The sequence below is a fragment of the Azospirillum oryzae genome, assembly GCF_008364795.1.
Classification (GTDB): Bacteria; Pseudomonadota; Alphaproteobacteria; order Azospirillales; family Azospirillaceae; genus Azospirillum; species Azospirillum oryzae.
In genome coordinates, this window is record NZ_VTTM01000007.1 from 85,309 (window position 1) to 104,201 (window position 18,893).

The following is an 18,893-nucleotide window of genomic DNA, read 5'->3' on the forward strand; positions in this document are numbered from 1 at the left end:
ATGGATTTCCTGTCGATCATCCTCGACATCCTGCTGTCGGCCGCCTTCTGGACAGCGGTGCTGCGCATCGCCACCCCCTATGTGCTGGGCACCCTGGGCGAGCTGCTGTGCGAGCGTGCCGGCGTGCTGAATCTCGGCATCGAAGGCATTATGACGCTGGGCGCCATGGCCGGCTGGATGGCGGTCTACCAGGGGGCCGACCTGTGGACCGGCGTGCTGGTGGCCGCATCCTGCGGCGCGCTGCTCGGCCTGCTGCACGCGGCGCTGACCGTGCCGCTCGGCCTGTCGCAGCATGTGACGGGCATCGGCGTCACCCTGCTGGGCACCAGCCTGTCCTATTTCGTCTACCGCCTCGTCCTGCCGCAGGCCAGCACCCCGCCGACCATCGAGCCGTTCCAGCCGCTGGCCCTGCCGGGAGCCCTGGCCCAGACGCCGTTGACCTACCTCGCCTTCCTGCTGGTCGCGGTGGTCGCCTATGTGCTGTACCGCACGCCGGTCGGGCTGGCGGTGCGGATGGTCGGCGAGAATCCGGCCGCGGCGGAGGCACAGGGGCTGAACGTCACCGCCATCCGCATCGGCGCGGTGATGGCGGGCAGCGCGCTGATGGCGCTGGCCGGCGCCTTCCTGACGCTGTCGGCCTTCAACGCCTTCTTCTTCAACATGGTGAATGGGCGCGGCTGGATCTGCATCGCGCTGGTGGTCTTCGCCTCCTGGCGGCCGGGCAAGGCTATGCTGGGCGCCTTGCTGTTCGCTGTGTTCGACGCGCTGCAGCTGCGGCTTCAGCAGGCGAGCGGCGGCGTCCTGCCTTACCAGCTGTTCCTGATGATGCCTTATCTGTTGAGCATCCTGGCGCTGGTGCTGGTGGCCCGCCGGGCCTCCTACCCGCGCGCCCTGATGATTCCGTATCGCAAAGGAGAACGCTGATGTTCGACCTGATCCTGCGCCGCGCCACCCTGCCGGATGGCCGCAGCGGCATCGACATCGGCATCCGGGGTGGCCGCATCGCAGCCGTCGAAGCCAATCTGGCGGGCGAGGCGGCGGCGGAGATCGATGCCACCGGCCGGCTGGTCACCCCGCCCTTCGTCGATTCCCATTTCCACATGGACAGCACGCTCAGCTACGGCCTGCCGCGCGTGAACCAGAGCGGCACCCTGCTGGAAGGCATCGCATTGTGGGGCGAGCTGAAGCCGCAGCTGGTGCAGGACGCCATCGTCGAGCGGGCGCTCGCTTACTGCGACTGGGCGGTCGGGCGCGGCCTGTTGGCGGTGCGCAGCCATGTCGACGTCTGCGATCCGCGGCTGCTGGCGGTGGAAGCCCTGCTGGACGTGAAGAAGCGCGTCGCCCCCTACCTCGACCTGCAACTGGTCGCCTTCCCCCAGGACGGCGTTCTGCGCTCAGCCGGCACGGAGGAGCTGCTGGTCCGGGCGCTGGACATGGGCGTCGACGTGGTCGGCGGCATCCCGCATTTCGAGCGCACCATGGCCGACGGCGCCGCCTCGGTCCGCCTGCTCTGCGAGATCGCGGCGGAGCGCGGGCTGCTGGTCGACATGCATTGCGACGAAACCGACGACCCGCTGTCCCGCCATGTCGAGACCTTGGCCTACGAGACGCAACGGCTGGGGCTGCAGGGCCGGGTGACGGGGTCGCACCTGACCTCCATGCATTCCATGGACAACTACTATGTCTCCAAGCTGATTCCGCTGATGGCGGAGGCGCGGCTGGGGGTGATCGCCAACCCGCTGATCAACATCGTCCTCCAGGGCCGTCACGACACCTATCCCAAGCGCCGCGGCATGACCCGCGTGCCGGAGCTGATGGCCGCCGGCCTGACGGTCGCCTTCGGCCACGATTGCGTGATGGACCCCTGGTATCCGCTGGGCTCCGGCGACATGCTGGAGGTGGCGCATATGGGCCTGCATGTCGGCCAGATGACCGGCCAGGACGGCATCAAGGCCGCCTTCGACGCGGTGACGGTCAACCCGGCCCGCCTGCTGCATCTGGACGGCTATGGGCTGGAGCCGGGCTGCAACGCCGATCTGGTGGTGCTCCAGGCAGGAAACCCGGTGGAGGCGATCCGCACCCGCGCCGCCCGCCTGTTCGTCCTGCGCCGCGGCCGGATCGTCAGCCGCTGCGAGCCGGTGCAGGCGAAGCTGAACCTGCCGGGCCGGCCGGAAACGGTCGATTTCCTGCTGAACCGGGGGTGAGACACGCAAGCCAGAGTCCCCTCTCCCCCCCCCGGGGAGAGGGTTAGGGTGAGGGGGGAGCGCGGCAAGGTTTCTCGGGATAGGCACGGGGTGGATCCCCCTCACCCCGACCCTCTCCCCGGGGGGGAGAGGGAGATTTTCCCGGATTTACAAGGCCCTTACGCCTTCAAAAAATCCCGCAGCGCGTCGGCCACCGCGCGCATTTCCTGCTCGGTGCCGATGGTCACGCGCAGGCAGCTCGGCAGGCCGTAGGAGGGCATCTGGCGGACCAGGATGCCACGGGCCTTCAGGAACTGGCGGGCGGCCTCGGCGTCGTCCTTGCCGGCGGGCTGGCCCTTGAAATCGACCAGCACGAAATTGGTCACGCTGGGGTGAACCGTCAGGCCCAGGTCCCGCACGGTGGCGGAGAACCACTCGCGCCACTGCTCGTTGTGGCGGCGGGAGCGGTCGAGGAATTCGGCATCCTCCACCGCGGCGATGCCGGCGACATGGGCGGCGGTCGACACGTTGAAGGGGCCGCGCACCCGGTTCAGCACGTCGACGATTGCGGCCGGGCCATAGCACCAGCCGATGCGCAGCGAGCCCAGCGCGAAGATCTTCGAGAAGGTGCGGGTCATCACCACGTTGGGGAACTTCTCCACCAACTCCTCACCGGCGGTGTAGTCGTCCTTGTTCATGTATTCGGCATAGGCCGCGTCGATGACCAGGATGACGTCCGGCGGCAGGCCGGCATGCAGCCGCGCCACCTCCGACGCCGGCAGGTAGGTGCCGGTCGGGTTGTTCGGGTTGGCGAGGAAGACCAGACGGGTGCGCGGGGTGACGCGGGCCAGCAGGTTGTCGACGCTGGCGGTCAGCCCGTCCTCCGGCGCGGTCACCGGGGTGGCGCCGACCGACTTGGCGCCGATCGGGTACATCAGGAAGCCATACTGCGAATACAGCACCTCGTCGCCCGGCCCGGCGTAGGAGCGGATCAGCAGGCTGATGATCTCGTCCGATCCGGCGCCGCAGACGATGCGGTCGGCGTCCAGGTTGAAGCGCTTGGCGATGGCGCCGCGCAGGGCGGCCGAGCCGCCGTCCGGATAGCGGTGCAGGGTGGTGGCCGCCGCCGAATAGGCTTCCATCGCCTTCGGGCTCGGCCCCAGCGCTCCTTCGTTGGAGGCGAGACGGATATGACCCTGATGCTCGCCGCCGACATAGGCGGCGATGTCGAGAATCCCCGGACGCGGCTGCGGGCCGTTCGGCTGGGTCATGGTCTGCTTACCTTCCGACTGAATGGGATGGGTTTGGGTGGGATGGGTTGGAACAGGATGGAACAGTTCCGGCGTCGGTGTTCCATCCCGGAAAATGGGGGAGCAGGATAAGGCAGGAGCCGCCCCGGCGGCTCGCCCCAAAAGCGCGCATCAGCCCAGATGCAGCGGCACGGCGTAGCCGCCGACGACGTTGACCCGCACCGGGATGTCGCCCGACCGTTCCAGCAGCTTGGCAAGGCGGGGGTCGGCCTGTCCGACGAAGTCGGCGATCTCGACCAGATGGACCGACGGGCCGCCGCCGCTCATCCCGGTGGCGTGGCCGGCCGGATGCCAGGTGCAGAAGCTGACCGGCGGCAGGCCACAGGCCTCCAGCGAATCCTTCAGACGGCCGCGGCTGAGGTCGCCGCCGATCTCGATGCTCAGCAGCGTGCGGTCGTCGCCGGTCGGCTCGTGCGGGACGGCGGCGATCGCCAGCGCGTCGCGGTTCTCGCCGCGGGCATTGCCGCGCCCGCCGAAGGGCAAGCGCGCCACCACCTGCGGCCGGCCGGCGTCGGCCGACACCAGGAAGCGCCACCAGGGGTCCGAATCGTCTTCGGCCGGATAGGGCACCACGGCGACGGTCGCCGTCCCCTCCGACACGGCGCGGAGCGCGGCGGCGGGGGTGTTGACGGCGGTCATCGGCACGAAGCCGCCGAAATGGTCGCGGGCGACGTCCCAGAAGCCGCGCCGGTCCTCCGGCGCATAGACGGCGACGGCGAAGGGCCCCTGCATGCGGGTGAAGGCGGTGATCATCTCCCGCCAGATGCGCACCACGACCTGGGCGGGGAAGGAGCCGGCATGGCGGGCCATCAGGCGGCGCAGGATCGTCGCCTCCCGCGCCGGGCGCAGAATGATCGGCTGCGTGCCGTTTTCCGCGGCGCCATTGCCCTTCGCCGCCCCGATGCGTTCCACCACGGCGGCGCGGCGCATCAGCAGGTCATGGATCGCGTCGTCGATCTGGTCGATCTCGCGGCGCAAATCGTCGAGCGGGGTCCGGGCGGCCATGGGTCAGAAAACCATCGAATGCAAAGCCGGTTAGTAGTAGTCCGCATGCGCCGCGAAATCAAAGAAAACATTGACACTCCGAAGCTTGGCTTCGTAGCTATACCCTCCCGTTCCGCCACAGCTCATCGACGGTTTCCGCCGAGGCGCCGCAAGGCGTCCAAAGGCTGGAACCGCTTCTTAAGGCACGAAGCGACATGTCCGCGCCCACCTCCGCGCCGCAGCCTCCCCTGGTCACCCCGGCTCCCGACGGTCCGGCCCCCAATGACCAAGTCATGCCGGGCAAGTGCGTGCGTTTGGCGGTGGACCGGCCGATGCGGCTGGACAGCGGGGTGGAGATCGGCGGCTTCCAGATCGCCTACCAGACCTACGGCACGCTGAACGCCGACAAATCCAACGCCATCATGATCTGCCACGCCCTGACCGGCGACCATTTCGTGGTGGAGAAGCACCCCGTCACCGGCAAGCCCGGCTGGTGGGAGATGCTGGTCGGTCCCGGCAAGCCGGTGGACACCGACCGCTATTTCGTCATCTGCTCCAACGTGCTGGGCGGTTGCCTGGGCAGCACCGGGCCGAAGGACATCGATCCCGCCACCGGCCAGCCTTATGGCCTGTCCTTCCCGGTGGTGACCATCGGCGACATGGTGCGGGCGCAGAAGCTGCTGGTCGAGCATTTGGGCATCGAGAAGCTGTTCTGCGTCGTCGGCGGCTCCATGGGCGGCATGCAGGTGCTGCAATGGGCCGTGGCCTATCCCGAATCGGTATTTGCCGCGGTGCCCATCGCCACCGCCGCCCGTCATTCGGCGCAGAACATCGCCTTCCACGAGGTCGGGCGGCAGGCGATCATGGCCGACCCGAACTGGCGCGGCGGCAATTATCTGCTGGAAGGCACCAAGCCGGAGGCCGGTCTGGCCGTCGCCCGCATGGCCGCCCACATCACCTACCTGTCGGAAGCGGCGCTGCACCGCAAGTTCGGCCGCAACCTGCAGGATCGCAAGGCGGTCACCTACGGCTTCGACGCCGATTTCCAGGTGGAAAGCTACCTGCGCTACCAGGGGGCGGCCTTCGTCGAACGGTTCGACGCCAACTCCTACCTCTACATCACGCGGGCGATGGATTATTTCGACCTCGCCGCCGATGCCGGGGGCACGCTGGCCAACGCCTTCCGGCCGGGGGGCAAGACGACGCCGGTGCGCTTCTGCCTCGCCAGCTTCTCCAGCGACTGGCTGTTCCCGACCTCGGAATCGCGGGCCATCGTGCATGCGCTGAACGCCGTCGCCGCCAATGTCAGCTTCGTGGAGATCGAGACCGACAAGGGCCACGACGCCTTCCTGCTGGACGAGCCGGAGTTCCATCAGGTCATCCACGGCTTCCTGGAGGGCTGCGCCGAGCATCGCGGCCTGTCCGTCCGCCGCCGCGCGCGCTGATTGGCATTGGGATTGGGACTGGACGACCGACCATGGTGGACATTCGCGACGACCTGAAGCTGATCGCCGAGATGGTGGAGCCGAACAGCCGCGTGCTGGACGTCGGCTGCGGCGACGGCGCCCTGCTGGACTATCTGTCCCATGCCAAGAACGTCGACGGGCGCGGCATCGAACTCAGCATGGACGGCGTGCGGCAATGCGTGGCGCACGGCCTGTCGGTGATCCAGGGCGATGCCGAGACCGACCTGAAGGACTATCCGGCCGGTGCCTTCGACTACGTCATCCTGGGCCAGACCCTGCAGGCGATGCGGCAGCCGCGCGACGTGCTGCAGATGATGTGCCGCATCGGCCGCCGCGCCATCGTGTCGGTCCCCAATTTCGGCTATTGGCGGGTGCGGTTGCAGCTGATGCTGACCGGCCGCATGCCGGTGACGGAAAAGCTGGGCTACCAGTGGTGGGAAACGCCCAACATCCATTTCTGCACGCTGCGCGACTTCGTCGTCCTGACGGAGGAGATGGGCATCACCATCGAGCAGACCCGCATCATCGACCGCGCCGGCCGGGTGACCAGCCACGCCCATTCCGGCCTCGCCAACCTGTTGGGCGAACAGGGAGTCTTCCTGCTGCGCGGCAACGGCGGGTGACGGTTTTCCGGTGAGGGCGGGAACTTCCCGCCTTCACGCTTGTTCTTGATACGTTCCTTCTGATGAGGCACGGATCATGACCAGCAAGCACACCGAGGACCGCCGGACCCATTCCGAGCACGAGAACCCGAAGACCGGAGCCGACACCTCGAACCGCGACAAGAACCCCGACGACTGGACTACCGGCGACGAGCCGATGACCGGCGCCCAGGCGTCCTACCTGAAGACGCTGAGCGAGGAAGCCGGCGAGTCCTTCGAAGACGGGTTGTCCAAGGCGGAAGCATCCAAGCGGATCGACGCGCTTCAGGACAAGACCGGGCGCGGAAAGTAGCGGGTTGGGGATGGGCGCCCTCTCCCGCCCCGGGAGAGGGAGTCTTATGCGAGGCCTTACCGGCAACCCCAGGGCATGTTCCGCTGTTAACCAGGGCGATACCGAATCCGAACGGAAGGGTCGCCCTTATGCTCCGCCCCCTGTTGCTCCTGCCGGCCGCGGCGCTGCTGTTGACCGGCACCGCCATTGCCCAGACCACTCCGGCGCCGGGCGCCAACGCCTCGCCGCCGCTGATGACCGCGCCGCGGCCGGACGATCAGCCGGCGACCGGAGCGATCACCTCTCCGACGGGGGTTGGTGGCGAGGCTCCCTCCCATGAGGTGCAGAACCCCGCTCCGCCGGCGGGTTCGGGGCAAGCGTCGCCGCCGGTGGCGGCCCTGCCGCCGGCAGCGCTCAACCCCGATCAGGCGCGGGCGATGGTGGGGAATGAATTGCGCACCAATGACGGCCAGCCCGCCGGCCGCATCCTCGACTTCACCATGGACCAGACCGGCGACCGGGTGGACCGCATCGTCGTGGCACCGAACGAGGTGCTGGGGCTGGGCGAGAAGCTGGTGGCTCTGCCGGCCAACATGCTGGGCAACGGTCCGACCGGTCCGGTGCTGAACATCGGGCAGGCGGACTTCGCCAAGGCGCCGACCTTCGCTTATGGCGACGAGCCGACGCTGACCCGACCCGAAAGCCAGCAGCCCGACAAGGAATAAGCCGGTCAGGCGGCGGCCGGGCGGCGGCGGAAGATGCCGGTCAGGCAGGCGACGAGGCACAGCCCGGCGCCCAGCCACAGCACGACGACGCTGCCGTCCGCCTTGCCGATGGCGGTGAAGACCAGACCGACCGTGGCGGCGCCCAGCGTCTGGCCCAGCAGCCGGCCGGTCGCCTGGATGCCGCTGGCGCCGCCGCTGCGCTCCTTCGGCGCGCTGCTGACCAGCACCTTGTTGTTCGGGGTCTGGAACAGGCCGAAGCCGAAGCCGGCCAGCGCCATCCGCCAGACCATATCCAGCGTCGACGGATCGGGCGGCAGCAGCGCCATCAGGGCAAGGCCGGTGGCGAACAGCGCCAGCCCGGCCGCCGCCAGCCGCGTCGGCTCGTAGCGGTCGGCCAGTCGGCCGGAGATCGGGGCGACCAGCGCCACCATCAGCGGCCAGGGCGTCATCAGCAGCCCGGATTCGGCCAGCGAGCGGTGCAGCACGTCCTCGAAGAAGAAGGGCATGGCGACGAAGACGATGTTCTGCGCCGCAAAGGAGCAGACAGAAGTCACCACCGACAGGGCGAAGACCGGCCGGCGCAGCAGATCCACCGGCAGCAGCGGTGCGGCTTGCGCCAGCTCGCGCCGCACCAGAATCGTGCCGAGCACCAGCGCCGCCGCCAGTTCCACCGCGACCTGCCAGGCGGGCTGGCTGCCGTCCACCCCCTTGAAGCCGACGATCAGCAGGCCGAGCGTGGCGGCGTTCAGCGCCGCGCTCAGCCAGTCGAAGCGGTGCCCGGCCGGGTTGGACACCGGCATCGCCCGCGCCGCCACCACCAGCGCCGCCAGCCCCAGCGGCACATTGACCGCGAACAGCCAGGGCCAGGACGCCACCGACAGGATCAGCGCCGCGATGCTCGGGCCGGCAGCGGAGGACACCGCGACGATCATCGCGTTGTAGCCGACGCCGCGCCCCAGATGGGTGGAGGGGTAGATGTGGCGGACCAGCGCCAGATTGACGCTCATGATCCCAGCGCCGCCGATGCCCTGCAACACGCGGGCGGCGGTCAGAACCGGCAGGTTCGGCGACAGCGCGCAGGCCAGCGAGGCCACGGTGAAGACCGCCAGACCGAACCAGTAGACCTTGCGGTAGCCGATGATGTCGCCCAGCGAGGCCAGCGGGAACGGCGAGACGGTGACCGCCAGCTGATAGGCGTTGACCACCCAGATCGCGCCGGCGGCATCGACCGCGAATTCTCGCTGGATCGTCGGCAGGGCGATGTTGGCGACCACCCCGTCCAGCACTGCCATGATCAGCGCGACGGTCATCGCCGCCATCGCCCAATAGCGCTGCGGGGTCGGCAACCCGTCCGACACCGCGACGGGCGGCTGGCGAACGGCGGATGCTGCGGCGGGGAGAGGCTGGACGGGAAGATCTGGCATGGGGATCAGCATAGAGTCCGATCCACGCTGTGCGGTCGCAGCAATTTCGCATGAAAGCATTGCGACAGCCGAGCGCGCGGGTGGGTCTCTATCCGACCGGAACCCCTCCCCCGCCCTCCTGTTGGAAGGAAACGCGAGCCAACAGGAAGGAGCGCCATCATGACCAAGCACATTCCGCCCGTCCCGCCCCAGGGCCGCAGCGACAAGGGTCCCGGCGAGCCGGCGACCGGCGCGTCGACGGAGGTTGAAGCCGGCAAGCGCGACGTTCCGAACCCCAAGGAACAGGGCCAGACCGCCAACACCCGGCAGAACACCACCCACCAGGGCTATCAGCAGGATCGGTGAGGCATGAGCAAGCATAGTGACGCGACCGACCGCCATCACGGCGGGCCCGGCAGCAGCCAGCAGAACGCCGACAAGCCGGCGCCTGCACCGGAAAAGCACCCGCATCCGGGCGAACCCACCAACACCCGCCACTCCGGCACGTCCGGCGGCGGTGGCGAACGCGACATCCACCACACGCACGACCCGAAGACGAAACGGTAAATAACGCCCTCTCATCACCGGGATCTCCCCCTCTCCCCCCTGGGGAGAGGGTCGGGGTGAGGGGGATGCGCAGGGTGGATTTACTGCGTACCGGGACTGCGCGACACTTGAATATCCTCGCCGTGCGTCCCCCTCACCCTAGCCCTCTCCCCGGGGGAGAGAGGGGACATTGGGTGTGAGAGTTCACTTCACGACGCCAAATCCTTCAAAATCGGGCAGTCCGGCCGCTCGTCGCCGTGGCAGGCATCGGCAAGCTCGTGCAGGCTGTCGCGCATCGCCTGCAACTCGGCGATCTTCGCCTCCAACTCGTCGATGTGTTGGAGCGCGATCCGCTTCACCTCCGAACTGCAGCGGGAGCGGTCCTGCCACAGCCCGACCAGCTTCTGGATGCGTTCGATCCCGAAGCCTAGCGTCCGTGCCCGCTTGACGAAGCGCAGCACATTCACGTCGCGGTCGCTGTAGACGCGATAGCCCGACGCCGTCCGCCCGGCCTCCGGGATCAAACCGATGGATTCGTAATAGCGGATCAGCTTGGCGTTGACGCCCGACGCCTTGGCGGCGTCGCCGATGGTCATGCCGTCCTTCATCATGCGTCTCCGTTCTTCGGCGGAGCCCAGCCGCGCAGGGTCAGGGCGTTCACCACCACGCTGACCGAACTCAGCGCCATCGCCGCCCCCGCCAGCACCGGGCTGAGGTTGCCCGACGCCGCCAGCGGGATGCCGATCACATTATAGGCGAAGGCCCAGAACAGCCCCTGACGGATCTTCGAATAGGTCCGGCGTGACACGTCGATGGACCCGGCGACCAGACGCGGATCGCCGCGCATCAGGGTGACGCCGGCGCTGTGCATCGCCACGTCGGTGCCGGTCGCCATGGCGATGCCGACATCGGCGGCGGCCAGCGCCGGTGCGTCGTTGATGCCGTCGCCGACCATGCCGACGACCTTGCCCTCCCCCTTCAGCGTCGCGACGACGGCGGCCTTGTCGCCGGGCAGCACCTCGGCGAACACCCGCTCGATGCCCAGCGCCGCGGCGACGGAACGGGCGGCGCCCCAGCCGTCGCCGGTCACCATCACCGGCTCCACCCCCTGCGCCTTTAGCGAGGCGACGGCGGTGACCGCGCTGTCCTTCACCGTGTCGCCGAAGGCGACGAGGCCGAGCAGGCGCGGAGGCTCGCCGGTTTCGATCAGCCAGGACAGGGTGCGGCCGGTCGCCGCCAGCGCATCGGCCGGTTCGGCCAGCGGCCCCAGCTGCAAGCCGGCCTCTTCCACCGCACGGGCGTTGCCGAGTTGCAGGCGGCGCCCCGCCACCGAGCCGGAAACGCCGCGGCCGGCCAGTGCGCGGAAGTCGGTGACTGCCTCCGGCGCCATGCCCGCCGCCTTGGCGCGGTCGCGCAGCGCATGGGCCAGCGGATGCTCGCTGCCGGCCTGGAGCGCGGCGGCGAGGCGCAGCAGGGTCTCGCCATCGACGCCTTCGGCCGGGATCAGGTCGGTGACGCGCGGCTTGCCCTCCGTCAGCGTGCCGGTCTTGTCGAAGGCGACGGCGGTCAGGGCATGGGCGCGCTCCAGCGCCTCGGCATCCTTGATGAGAATGCCATGGCGGGCGGCGACGCCGGTGCCGACCATGATCGCGGTCGGCGTCGCCAGACCGAGCGCACAGGGGCAGGCGATGACCAGAACCGAAACGGCGGTGACGATGGCCGTCTCCAGATCGCCGCCGACGATCCACCAGCCGGCGAGCGTCAGCGCCGCCACCGCCAGCACCGCCGGGACGAACACCGCGCTGACCCGGTCGACCAGCCGCTGGATCGGCGCCTTCGACGCCTGGGCGCCCTCCACCATGCGGACGATCTGCGCCAGCATGGTTTCAGTGCCGACCGCCGTCGTTTCCACCACCAGCAGGCCATCGCCGTTGATCGAACCGCCGGTGACGCGGGCGCCCGGTTCCTTGTCGACCGGCAGGCTCTCGCCGGTCAGCATCGATTCGTCGACGCCGCCGGAGCCCTCGACCACCCGGCCGTCGACCGGCACCCGCTCGCCGGGGCGGACCACCACATGGTCGCCGACATGGACACGCTCCACCGGCACTTCGGTCTCCACCCCGTCGCGGCGCAGGCGGGCGGTGGCGGGACGAAGGTCCATCAGCGCGCGGATCGCCGCCGCGGTCTGGCCCTTTGCCCGCGCCTCCAGCCATTTGCCGAACAGCACGAAGGTGATGAGGACCGAGGAGGCCTCGAAATAGAGATGCGGCTCGTGCCCGTCATGGGCCGTCAGCATCAGGTAGAGGCTGAGCCCCCAGGCAGCCGAGGTGCCGAGCGCGACCAGCAAATCCATATTGCCGGCCCCTGCCCGGACCGCGTTCCATCCGGCGCGGTAGAAGCGCGCGCCGAGCCAGAACTGCACGATGCTGGCGAGGAACAGTTGCGTCCATGCCGGCAGCATCCAGTCGGCCCCGAACAGGTCGCCGACCATGCCGGCCAGCAGCGGCAGCGACAGTGCCGCGGCGATCAGCACATGGTGAAGCTCGCGCCGACTACGGCCGGCCCGCGCCTCCTCCTCCGCCTGTTCGCCGCCCTGGCCGACGGGGGCGGCGCCATAGCCGACCTTCTCCACCGCCGCGACCAGATCGGCAATGTCGACGCTGCCGGCATAGGCGACGACATGGGCGCGCTCGGTCGCCAGATTGACCGAAGCCTGGTCGACGCCCGGCAGCCGGCTCAGCGCCTTCTCCACCCGGCCGGAACAGGAGGCGCAGGTCATGCCGGTGACCGACAGGTCGAACTCCCGCTTTTCGGCGTGGTAGCCGGCGGCCTCGACCGCGTCGGCCGCGGCCTTGACGTCCGGCGGGCCGGCGAAGGTCAGCCGCGCCCGCTCCGTCGCCAGATTGACCGAGACGGCGGTGACGCCCGGCACCCGGCCCAGCGCCTTCTCCACCCGGCGGACGCAGGAGGCGCAGGTCATACCTGACACGCCAAGGTCGAGTTCGGCCATCGGGCCGGCGGGGGTCGCCGTCGGGCTGATGTTGTGCTGGGTCGTGGTCATGCCGGTTCTCCTTCGATTCCGCTCGGCATGGAGTGATATGGAGCTTCCAGCCATTGGAAGGTCAAGGGGCCTATCGACGCAGAACCGCAGACTCATGAACAAAACACCGGGTGGGGCGTTCGTGTCCTGACCCTCAGCCACCAGCAGAAAGGGACCGCCCCCTTGACCCGCCTGACCATCGCCGAGGCGCAGAGCCGCGTTTCCCACCTGCTGACCCATGACGTGGTCGAGGATCTGCGTGCCGTGGAGTATGAGACCCCGCCTTTGGCCGACGCCCCGTCCGCCACGCCGCTGGCCGAGTTGCGGCGGGCGAAGGTTGGCTTCAGCCACGCCCCCGGCTCCCCCGACTGCATCTATCGCATCGGCGCCTTCGGCGATTCTCTGCTGATGCGGCTTCAACTGAATGTCTGGCGCTTTGTCGCCATCTATCAGGTGCCGGTGAAGGATCCCATCGACAGCAACACCATCGCCCCGCATTTCGAACGCTGGGCCATTGGCGCCGGCCATGCCGGCTGGACCATCGGCTGGCGCGACGGCGTCGATCCCTGGGACCATGACCTGCGGGTGGTAGAGACCTATTGCTACGCCATGCTGCCGGAAGGCTTCCTTGACGAGCCGCTGACCCAGCTCTATTGGCGCACCGACCTGTTGCAGATGACCCGCGCCTTCATGCTGGAGGCCCGGCGGATGAGCATCCGGCTGTCGGCGCCCGACACGGTGTAGCGGAGGTTTCGCTTGGCGCGGCGGGGGCGGCTGTGCTCAATCGTTGGGCAGACGATTTCCCCCAGAGCCCGACCATGCCGCCGCTTCCCATTCCAATGCCGACCGACCTTTCCGACCTGCTGACGGTGATGGATTTCATCGGCGTGTTCGTCTTTGGGCTCAGCGGCGGGACGCTGGCGGTGCGCAAGCGGCTGGACCTGTTCGGGGTGATGGTGTTGTCGCTGGCCGCGGCGCTGGCGGGCGGCGTGATGCGCGACCTGCTGATCGGCGCGCTGCCGCCGGCCAGCCTGCATGACGACCGCTATTTGATGGTGGCGCTCGCCGCCGGGGTGACCGCCTTCCTGTTCCACCAGCCGATCAACCGGCTGGGCAAGCCGGTGATGGTGCTGGACGCCGCCGGGCTGGCGCTGTTCACCGTCGCCGGCTGCGGCAAGGCGCTGTCCTATGGGCTGAGCCCATTGCCGGCCGCCCTGCTGGGCGTGATGACCGCCTGCGGCGGCGGGGCGATGCGCGACCTGCTGGTCGCCGAGGTGCCGCGGGTGCTGCGCGAGGAGATCTATGCCATGGCCTCCCTGCTGGGGGCGGCGGTGGTGATCGCCGGCAATCGTCTGGACCTGCCGCCGGTGCCGGTCGCGGTGGTCGGCGCGCTGGCGGTGTTCGTGCTGCGCGTCGTCAGCGTGATGCGGGGCTGGAGCGCGCCGCGGGCGCCAGGGAGCTGAGGGGGCTCTTCCCCTGGATCGCCCTCTCTCCCCCTCACCCCGACCCTCTCCCCGGGGGGGAGAGGGAGAGTCAGGAGACCTTTACATCAAGCCCGCTTGCCCCAGCCCGGCATCGGGAACACCGGCTCCGCTTCCGCCGAGGCCTTGGGCAGAACCACGGTGGGGCGCAGCTTGTGGTTCTGGATGCAGGCGGAGATCAGGTTGGTGTTCTGGCCCTTCTCGTCGAAGGTGATCGCCGGGCCGACCATCAGCTTGTCCGACAGGTTGGTCTGGCGCAGCGCCGCCAGCATCGCCGAGGCCTCCGCCGTGCCGGCGCGCTTGAACGCGTCGGCGGCGATCAGGATCGCCTCGAAGGTGAAGGCGACGTTGAAGGCGTAGCCCTCGAACCGGTCGTTCGGGAACTGCTTCTTGAAGGCCGCCTCGACCCGCTTGGTCATCGCCGCCTTGGGGTCGTACCAGGGCAGGTTGGTGATGGCGTAGTCGGCGTACTTGCCCAGCACCTTGTAGAACTGTTCGTCATACAGGCCGGGCGAACCGGGGGAGACGATGCCCTTCGGCTCCCAGCGCTGCTTGACCATCTCGCGCACCATCATGATGGCGTCGTTGGCGCGGGTGGTGACGATGGCAAGCTCGGCGCCGGTGGCCTTGGCCTTCGCCACCTCGACCGCCAGATCCTGCGCCCGCGGGTCGTAGGAGATCGATTCGACGATCTGGAACGGCATGTCCAGCTTGGGGAACAGCGCGTCGATGGCGGCCTTGTTCGCCATGCCGAAGGTGTCGTTGGCGTGCAGGAAGACGGCGGTCTTCGGCGTGGTGCCGGTGGCGGCGAACAGGTCCTTCATCAGCGACATCCCGTTCGACACCAGCATGGTGGAGGTCGGGAAATTGCGGAAGACGGTCTTGTAGCCCTGCTCCGTCAGCTTGTCGGCGGCGGCGATGTTCATCACCAGCGGCACGCCGCGCTGCTCGCAGACCTGGGCGGCGGCGGCGGTCTGGCCGCTGTCGAAGGCGCCGACGATGACATGGGCGCCGTCGTTGATCAGCTTTTCCGTGCGCGAGCGGGCGACGTCGGCGTTCGATTCGGTGTCGGCCGACATCACTTCGACCTTGTAGCCGAGGTCGGACAGCACCGCCGGCGCGATGTCGGCGCCGCGCTGGCAGGCCTGACCCGCCTGGGCCAGCAGGCCGGAGCGCGGCAGCAGCACGCCGACCTTCAGCGTGGTGTCCTGGGCGAAAACCGGGGCGCGGCCGAAGCCGGCCAGCACGCCGCCGGCGATGGCGGCCTGGCCCAGCGTGCGGCGGGAAAGGGCGAGTCCTCCGGTGGAGCGGTTCTTATGATCGTTGGTCATGGTGCTGCGGATGCCTTTTGGCTGGTCGCAAAGCGGTTCGGTTCGACCGAAGAGTCCACCGCCGGCCCCCTCCGTGTCAAAGTGGAATCGTCGAAGTCCTTCAATACGCAACGGAATGACCTTCATGCCCAACGGCAGCCGGACCGTCACCCTCGACGAGGCGCTCGCCATCGCGCTCGACCACCTGAAATCCGGGCGCCTCGACGAGGGGGAGGACCTCTATGCCCGCATCCTCGATGCCGACCCCGGCAATGCCGAGGCGCTGCACCGGATGGGCTTCATCGCCGGCCGCCGGGGCGACATGGACCGGGCGCTGGACCTGCTGACCCGCTCGGTGGAGCGGACGCCCGATGCCGACGCGCTGTTCAACCTGGGAACCCTGCACCATCGAGCCCTGCGGACGGAGGAGGCAATCGTCGCCTACCGCCGCGCCCTGGCGCTGCGCCCCGATTTTCCCGATGCCGAATATCACCTGAGCGAAGCCCTGCAGGGCGCCGGCCGCCTGGACGAGGCGCTGGCGGTGCTGGGCACGTTGCTGGATCGCCACCCGCATTATCCCGCCGGCTGGCGCCAGCATGGCGACATCGAAGCGGATCTGGGCCGGCCCGGCGCCGCGGTGCATTTCTACGAGATGGCGCTGGCGCTGAATCCCGCCGACGACCTGTCGCGGGAAAGGCTGGCCCGGCAGGAGGAGGCCTTCCAAATCCGCCGTGCGGCGATGGCGGCACGGCTGCCGGACGGACGGCACGATCTGCGCGACACCACCATCCTGATCCCGTTCCGCGCCGACAGCGACGACCGCAGGCGCAACCTGCGCTGGATCGTCGGCTTCCTGCTGAAGCATGTCGACGCCATCCTGCTGATCGGCGAGGACAAGGACGGGCCGAGCGACGTTCCGGACGCGCTGGGCCCCGAACTGGCCGCCCGCTGCCGCCATCTGCATCTGCGCGGCAACGACACGCCCTTCACCCACAAGGCCCACCTCATCAACCGCATGGCCGAGGCGGCCGACACGCCCATCGTCGCCCTGCACGACACCGACATCGTGGTGGACCCGGTGCAGTATGTGCTGGCGCGCGACGCCGTGCGGCGGGGCGGCGGGCTGGTCTTTCCCTACAATGGGCTGTTCTTCTGGATCATGGGCCGGGAGGTCCTGCGCTTCGGCCACACCCTGTCGGCGGCCCCGCTGAACGCCGTCTGCCCACGTTTCCCGCTGATGCACCGCAATTCCCCCGGCGGCGGCGCCTTCTTCGACCGGGAACGGCTGCTCGCCAACGGCGGCTACAACGAGGCCTTCCTGTCCTGGGGCTTCGAGGACGACGAGATCGTCGAGCGCTTCCGCCGGCTCGGGCTCGGCGTCGAGCGGGTGCCGGGACCGCTCTACCATCTGGAGCATGCCCGGCCGGCGAACTCGTCGGAGCAGAATCCCTTCTTCGAGGCGAACCGGGCGGAGTTGGAGCGCGTGCGGAATGCGGACGGCGAGGCGCTGCGCGCCGACATCGCCGCCGGACGGCTGCGCCGGCCGCTGCTGTCGTCGCGCGATCTGGCGGCATCGCCGATGGGTTGAAAGCGGCGCAAATGCGGTGCAACGCCGGGAACCCCTTGAAGGGGAAACGGCCCGGACACAGGTGAGGGGACGGGATGTGACGAATTCGAGAACGATCTCGTGTTGAGCTTGGCACGCAAACTGTGGGCGGAGGCCATTTCGGGCGCTCCCTCGGCCGGTCCTTTTGGCGGCCGGGCGGGACCGGCATCGGTGCCGCGCGGCATGCGCGTCTATGCGGTCGGCGACATCCATGGCCGGCTCGACCTGCTCGACCAGATGCTGGGCCAGATCGTCCGCGATGCCGAACAGGCGCCGAACCTGCTGAAATACCTCGTGTTCCTCGGCGACTATGTCGACCGCGGTCCCGACTCGCGGCTGGTGATCGAACGGCTCGCCTGCGGGCTGCCGCCGGCCTTCGGCGCGGTGTTCCTGCGCGGCAACCACGAGGACACCATGCTGGGCTTCCTGTCGGACCTGCGCGTCGCGCCCGGCTGGCTGACCTATGGCGGCGATACGACGCTGGAGAGCTACGGCATCCCCGCCCCTGACCCTGATGCGCCGATGGAGCATCTGCAGCAGGCGCAGATGATGCTGAACAGCCTGCTGCCGGCCCATCACCGCGCCTTCCTGACCGGTCTGCGCTGCCACCTGACCATCGGCGACTATCATTTCGTCCATGCCGGCGTCCGCCCCGGCGTCCCGCTCGACCGGCAGGAGGACCAGGACCGGCTGTGGATCCGCGAGGCCTTCCTGGTGTCGCGCGCCGATCATGGCAAGGTGGTCGTCCATGGCCACACCATCGCGCCGGAGCCCGAACTGCTGTCCAACCGCATCGGCATCGACACCGGCGCCTACGCCACCAACCGCCTGACCGCCCTGGTTTTGGAAGGGACGGACCGGCGGTTCTTGTGCACGGTGTGAGGGGGGCTCTGGCCGGAATTGGGGGAATCGGCGCCGGAACAAGGACTAAAAAGCACATCTGCCGCCATGGAAAGGTCCAGCCGACGTTTCACGGCGCATAATGGCCGCCTTCGACGCGAGCGTGCCCGCACATCTTGCGGCATGCCCACGCCTCACCTCAGGGAGGGGCATATGGATCGCCAAGCCGTATACCAGGAAATCACCGACATCTTCGGGCTGGTTCCATCCTTCTTCAAGGAACTGCCCGACGCCACCATCGAAGCCGAATGGCGCCTGTTCAAGGCCGTGCAGGTCGATGACGGGCCGATCCCACAGAAGTATCGCGAACTGATCGGTCTGGGGATTGCCGCCGTCATGAAGTGCCGGTATTGCGCCTTCTATCATACGGCGCTCGCCAAACTGTTCGGCGCAACGCAGGACGAGATCGAGGCCGCCGTTCATTACGCGAAGTCCAGCGCGGGCTGGAGCGCCTACCTGAATGGCATGCAGGTGGATTACGACACCTTCACACGGGAGGTCGATCAGGCCTGCGACCATGTGCGGAGCCAGATGTCGCAACAGCAGCGCGCCGCCTGATCGGCACCGGTCCGAAACGACAAAGGGCTTCCGGATCACTCCGGAAGCCCTTGTCTTGTTGGTCGGAGAGAGAGGATTCGAACCTCCGGCCCCTGCCTCCCGAAAGCAGTGCTCTACCAGGCTGAGCTACTCTCCGATCATGGCACCGGCAGGCGGTGCCGTCCGCCGGTGGAGCGGGTGTATAAACGGTTCCGGCCGTTCGTGCAATGCAAAGTCACAGCCTGACCGCTGCATTTTTGCCATGCCGTTCTGCCATGCCTGGCGGAGCCCCGAAACGACGAAGGGCTCCCGGATTTCTCCGGAAGCCCTTGTCTTGTTGGTCGGAGAGAGAGGATTCGAACCTCCGGCCCCTGCCTCCCGAAAGCAGTGCTCTACCAGGCTGAGCTACTCTCCGATCATGGCACCGGCGGGCGGTGTCGTCCGCCGGTGGAGGGGGTGTATAAACGCT

Annotated in this window: 19 protein-coding genes and 2 tRNA genes; 13 read left to right on the top strand and 8 right to left on the bottom strand. The window is 68.5% G+C overall.

The genetic code is table 11. The annotated features are described in order from the left end of the window. Both FZ938_RS19265 and FZ938_RS19270 read left to right on the top strand, forming a co-directional pair. A complete protein-coding gene (locus tag FZ938_RS19265) occupies positions 1 to 924 on the top strand; it encodes an ABC transporter permease (protein ID WP_149200084.1) in 924 nt (307 codons plus the stop codon). After that, positions 924 to 2,204 (top strand): amidohydrolase family protein, encoded by a 1,281-nt coding sequence (locus tag FZ938_RS19270; RefSeq protein WP_149200085.1) that lies wholly within the window; start codon positions 924 to 926, stop codon positions 2,202 to 2,204. Before FZ938_RS19265 ends, FZ938_RS19270 begins: the two co-directional genes overlap by 1 nt. Positions 2,205 to 2,362: 158 nt before the next feature. Here the strand turns inward: FZ938_RS19270 and hisC are convergent, their stop codons facing one another. Together hisC and FZ938_RS19280 are read right to left on the bottom strand one after the other, a co-directional pair. Next, the gene (gene hisC / locus FZ938_RS19275; protein WP_149200086.1) at positions 2,363 to 3,454 is read right to left on the bottom strand and encodes a histidinol-phosphate transaminase; all 1,092 of its coding nucleotides are present in this window, start codon (positions 3,452 to 3,454) and stop codon (positions 2,363 to 2,365) included. 150 nt (positions 3,455 to 3,604) lie between these two features. Continuing rightward, entirely contained in the window at positions 3,605 to 4,498 is an 894-nt protein-coding gene (locus FZ938_RS19280) for a chorismate mutase (protein ID WP_149200087.1), read from the bottom strand. Positions 4,499 to 4,692: 194 nt separating this feature from the next. On the opposite strand from FZ938_RS19280, the gene metX reads away from it, so the two are divergent. The 4 genes from metX to FZ938_RS19300 all read left to right on the top strand — a co-directional run bounded on the left by metX (position 4,693) and on the right by FZ938_RS19300 (position 7,601). After that, positions 4,693 to 5,922: a homoserine O-acetyltransferase MetX gene (gene metX / locus FZ938_RS19285; RefSeq protein ID WP_149200088.1), complete on the top strand. Its 1,230-nt coding sequence runs from the start codon at positions 4,693 to 4,695 to the stop codon at positions 5,920 to 5,922. Between the two features lie 32 nt (positions 5,923 to 5,954). Then, entirely contained in the window at positions 5,955 to 6,566 is a 612-nt protein-coding gene (gene metW, locus FZ938_RS19290) for a methionine biosynthesis protein MetW (protein WP_085083887.1), read from the top strand. Positions 6,567 to 6,642: 76 nt separating this feature from the next. Next, on the top strand, positions 6,643 to 6,897 hold the full coding sequence (locus tag FZ938_RS19295) for a DUF3072 domain-containing protein (RefSeq protein ID WP_149200089.1): 255 nt from the start codon (positions 6,643 to 6,645) through the stop codon (positions 6,895 to 6,897). Between the two features lie 128 nt (positions 6,898 to 7,025). After that, complete coding sequence (locus FZ938_RS19300) at positions 7,026 to 7,601, top strand: PRC-barrel domain-containing protein (RefSeq protein WP_149200090.1); 576 nt, start codon at positions 7,026 to 7,028, stop codon at positions 7,599 to 7,601. 5 nt (positions 7,602 to 7,606) lie between these two features. On the opposite strand, the gene FZ938_RS19305 is transcribed toward FZ938_RS19300, so the two are convergent. After that, positions 7,607 to 9,037, bottom strand: a complete 1,431-nt coding sequence (locus FZ938_RS19305) for an MFS transporter (protein WP_211101119.1) — start codon at positions 9,035 to 9,037, stop codon at positions 7,607 to 7,609. A 147-nt stretch (positions 9,038 to 9,184) separates the two neighbouring features. Between FZ938_RS19305 and FZ938_RS19310 the strand changes: the two genes are divergently transcribed. After that, positions 9,185 to 9,370, top strand: a complete 186-nt coding sequence (locus tag FZ938_RS19310; protein ID WP_149200091.1) for a hypothetical protein — start codon at positions 9,185 to 9,187, stop codon at positions 9,368 to 9,370. A gap of 3 nt (positions 9,371 to 9,373) precedes the next feature. Then, entirely contained in the window at positions 9,374 to 9,571 is a 198-nt protein-coding gene (locus FZ938_RS19315) for a hypothetical protein (RefSeq protein WP_085083897.1), read from the top strand. Between the two features lie 188 nt (positions 9,572 to 9,759). On the opposite strand, the gene cueR is transcribed toward FZ938_RS19315, so the two are convergent. Further along, positions 9,760 to 10,158, bottom strand: a complete 399-nt coding sequence (gene cueR, locus FZ938_RS19320; RefSeq protein WP_425529374.1) for a Cu(I)-responsive transcriptional regulator — start codon at positions 10,156 to 10,158, stop codon at positions 9,760 to 9,762. Then, a complete protein-coding gene (locus tag FZ938_RS19325) occupies positions 10,158 to 12,611 on the bottom strand; it encodes a heavy metal translocating P-type ATPase (protein WP_281399767.1) in 2,454 nt (817 codons plus the stop codon). The genes cueR and FZ938_RS19325 overlap by 1 nt, the downstream gene beginning before the upstream one ends. A gap of 162 nt (positions 12,612 to 12,773) precedes the next feature. On the opposite strand from FZ938_RS19325, the gene FZ938_RS19330 reads away from it, so the two are divergent. Then, on the top strand, positions 12,774 to 13,334 hold the full coding sequence (locus tag FZ938_RS19330) for a hypothetical protein (RefSeq protein WP_149200092.1): 561 nt from the start codon (positions 12,774 to 12,776) through the stop codon (positions 13,332 to 13,334). A gap of 74 nt (positions 13,335 to 13,408) precedes the next feature. Then, positions 13,409 to 14,053, top strand: coding sequence for a trimeric intracellular cation channel family protein (locus tag FZ938_RS19335; protein WP_149200093.1), 645 nt, complete (start codon positions 13,409 to 13,411; stop codon positions 14,051 to 14,053). 86 nt (positions 14,054 to 14,139) lie between these two features. Here FZ938_RS19335 and FZ938_RS19340 read toward each other — a convergent pair whose 3' ends face one another. Further along, entirely contained in the window at positions 14,140 to 15,402 is a 1,263-nt protein-coding gene (locus tag FZ938_RS19340) for an ABC transporter substrate-binding protein (RefSeq protein WP_149200094.1), read from the bottom strand. Between the two features lie 124 nt (positions 15,403 to 15,526). Between FZ938_RS19340 and FZ938_RS19345 the strand changes: the two genes are divergently transcribed. The 3 genes from FZ938_RS19345 to FZ938_RS19355 all read left to right on the top strand — a co-directional run bounded on the left by FZ938_RS19345 (position 15,527) and on the right by FZ938_RS19355 (position 18,445). Then, positions 15,527 to 16,969, top strand: coding sequence for a tetratricopeptide repeat protein (locus FZ938_RS19345; RefSeq protein WP_149200095.1), 1,443 nt, complete (start codon positions 15,527 to 15,529; stop codon positions 16,967 to 16,969). Positions 16,970 to 17,068: 99 nt separating this feature from the next. Continuing rightward, positions 17,069 to 17,869: a metallophosphoesterase family protein gene (locus FZ938_RS19350; RefSeq protein WP_149200096.1), complete on the top strand. Its 801-nt coding sequence runs from the start codon at positions 17,069 to 17,071 to the stop codon at positions 17,867 to 17,869. A gap of 171 nt (positions 17,870 to 18,040) precedes the next feature. Beyond that, on the top strand, positions 18,041 to 18,445 hold the full coding sequence (locus FZ938_RS19355; protein WP_174757516.1) for a carboxymuconolactone decarboxylase family protein: 405 nt from the start codon (positions 18,041 to 18,043) through the stop codon (positions 18,443 to 18,445). A gap of 59 nt (positions 18,446 to 18,504) precedes the next feature. On the opposite strand, the gene FZ938_RS19360 is transcribed toward FZ938_RS19355, so the two are convergent. Further along, positions 18,505 to 18,581 (bottom strand) — tRNA-Pro (locus FZ938_RS19360). Positions 18,582 to 18,762: 181 nt separating this feature from the next. Further along, positions 18,763 to 18,839: transfer RNA gene (locus FZ938_RS19365), tRNA-Pro, on the bottom strand. Positions 18,840 to 18,893: the final 54 nt, after the last annotated feature.

Excerpts from the sequence above, each read along its gene's own strand:
- FZ938_RS19265 (WP_149200084.1), top strand. The coding sequence starts at position 1 with ATGGATTTCCTGTCGATCATCCTCGACATCCTGCTGTCGGCCGCCTTC.
- FZ938_RS19270 (WP_149200085.1), top strand. The coding sequence starts at position 924 with ATGTTCGACCTGATCCTGCGCCGCGCCACCCTGCCGGATGGCCGCAGC.
- hisC (WP_149200086.1), bottom strand. The coding sequence starts at position 3,454 with ATGACCCAGCCGAACGGCCCGCAGCCGCGTCCGGGGATTCTCGACATC.
- FZ938_RS19280 (WP_149200087.1), bottom strand. The coding sequence starts at position 4,498 with ATGGCCGCCCGGACCCCGCTCGACGATTTGCGCCGCGAGATCGACCAG.
- metX (WP_149200088.1), top strand. The coding sequence starts at position 4,693 with ATGTCCGCGCCCACCTCCGCGCCGCAGCCTCCCCTGGTCACCCCGGCT.
- metW (WP_085083887.1), top strand. The coding sequence starts at position 5,955 with ATGGTGGACATTCGCGACGACCTGAAGCTGATCGCCGAGATGGTGGAG.
- FZ938_RS19295 (WP_149200089.1), top strand. The coding sequence starts at position 6,643 with ATGACCAGCAAGCACACCGAGGACCGCCGGACCCATTCCGAGCACGAG.
- FZ938_RS19300 (WP_149200090.1), top strand. The coding sequence starts at position 7,026 with ATGCTCCGCCCCCTGTTGCTCCTGCCGGCCGCGGCGCTGCTGTTGACC.
- FZ938_RS19305 (WP_211101119.1), bottom strand. The coding sequence starts at position 9,037 with ATGCTGATCCCCATGCCAGATCTTCCCGTCCAGCCTCTCCCCGCCGCA.
- FZ938_RS19310 (WP_149200091.1), top strand. The coding sequence starts at position 9,185 with ATGACCAAGCACATTCCGCCCGTCCCGCCCCAGGGCCGCAGCGACAAG.
- FZ938_RS19315 (WP_085083897.1), top strand. The coding sequence starts at position 9,374 with ATGAGCAAGCATAGTGACGCGACCGACCGCCATCACGGCGGGCCCGGC.
- cueR (WP_425529374.1), bottom strand. The coding sequence starts at position 10,158 with ATGAAGGACGGCATGACCATCGGCGACGCCGCCAAGGCGTCGGGCGTC.
- FZ938_RS19325 (WP_281399767.1), bottom strand. The coding sequence starts at position 12,611 with ATGACCACGACCCAGCACAACATCAGCCCGACGGCGACCCCCGCCGGC.
- FZ938_RS19335 (WP_149200093.1), top strand. The coding sequence starts at position 13,409 with ATGCCGCCGCTTCCCATTCCAATGCCGACCGACCTTTCCGACCTGCTG.
- FZ938_RS19340 (WP_149200094.1), bottom strand. The coding sequence starts at position 15,402 with ATGACCAACGATCATAAGAACCGCTCCACCGGAGGACTCGCCCTTTCC.
- FZ938_RS19345 (WP_149200095.1), top strand. The coding sequence starts at position 15,527 with ATGCCCAACGGCAGCCGGACCGTCACCCTCGACGAGGCGCTCGCCATC.
- FZ938_RS19355 (WP_174757516.1), top strand. The coding sequence starts at position 18,041 with ATGGATCGCCAAGCCGTATACCAGGAAATCACCGACATCTTCGGGCTG.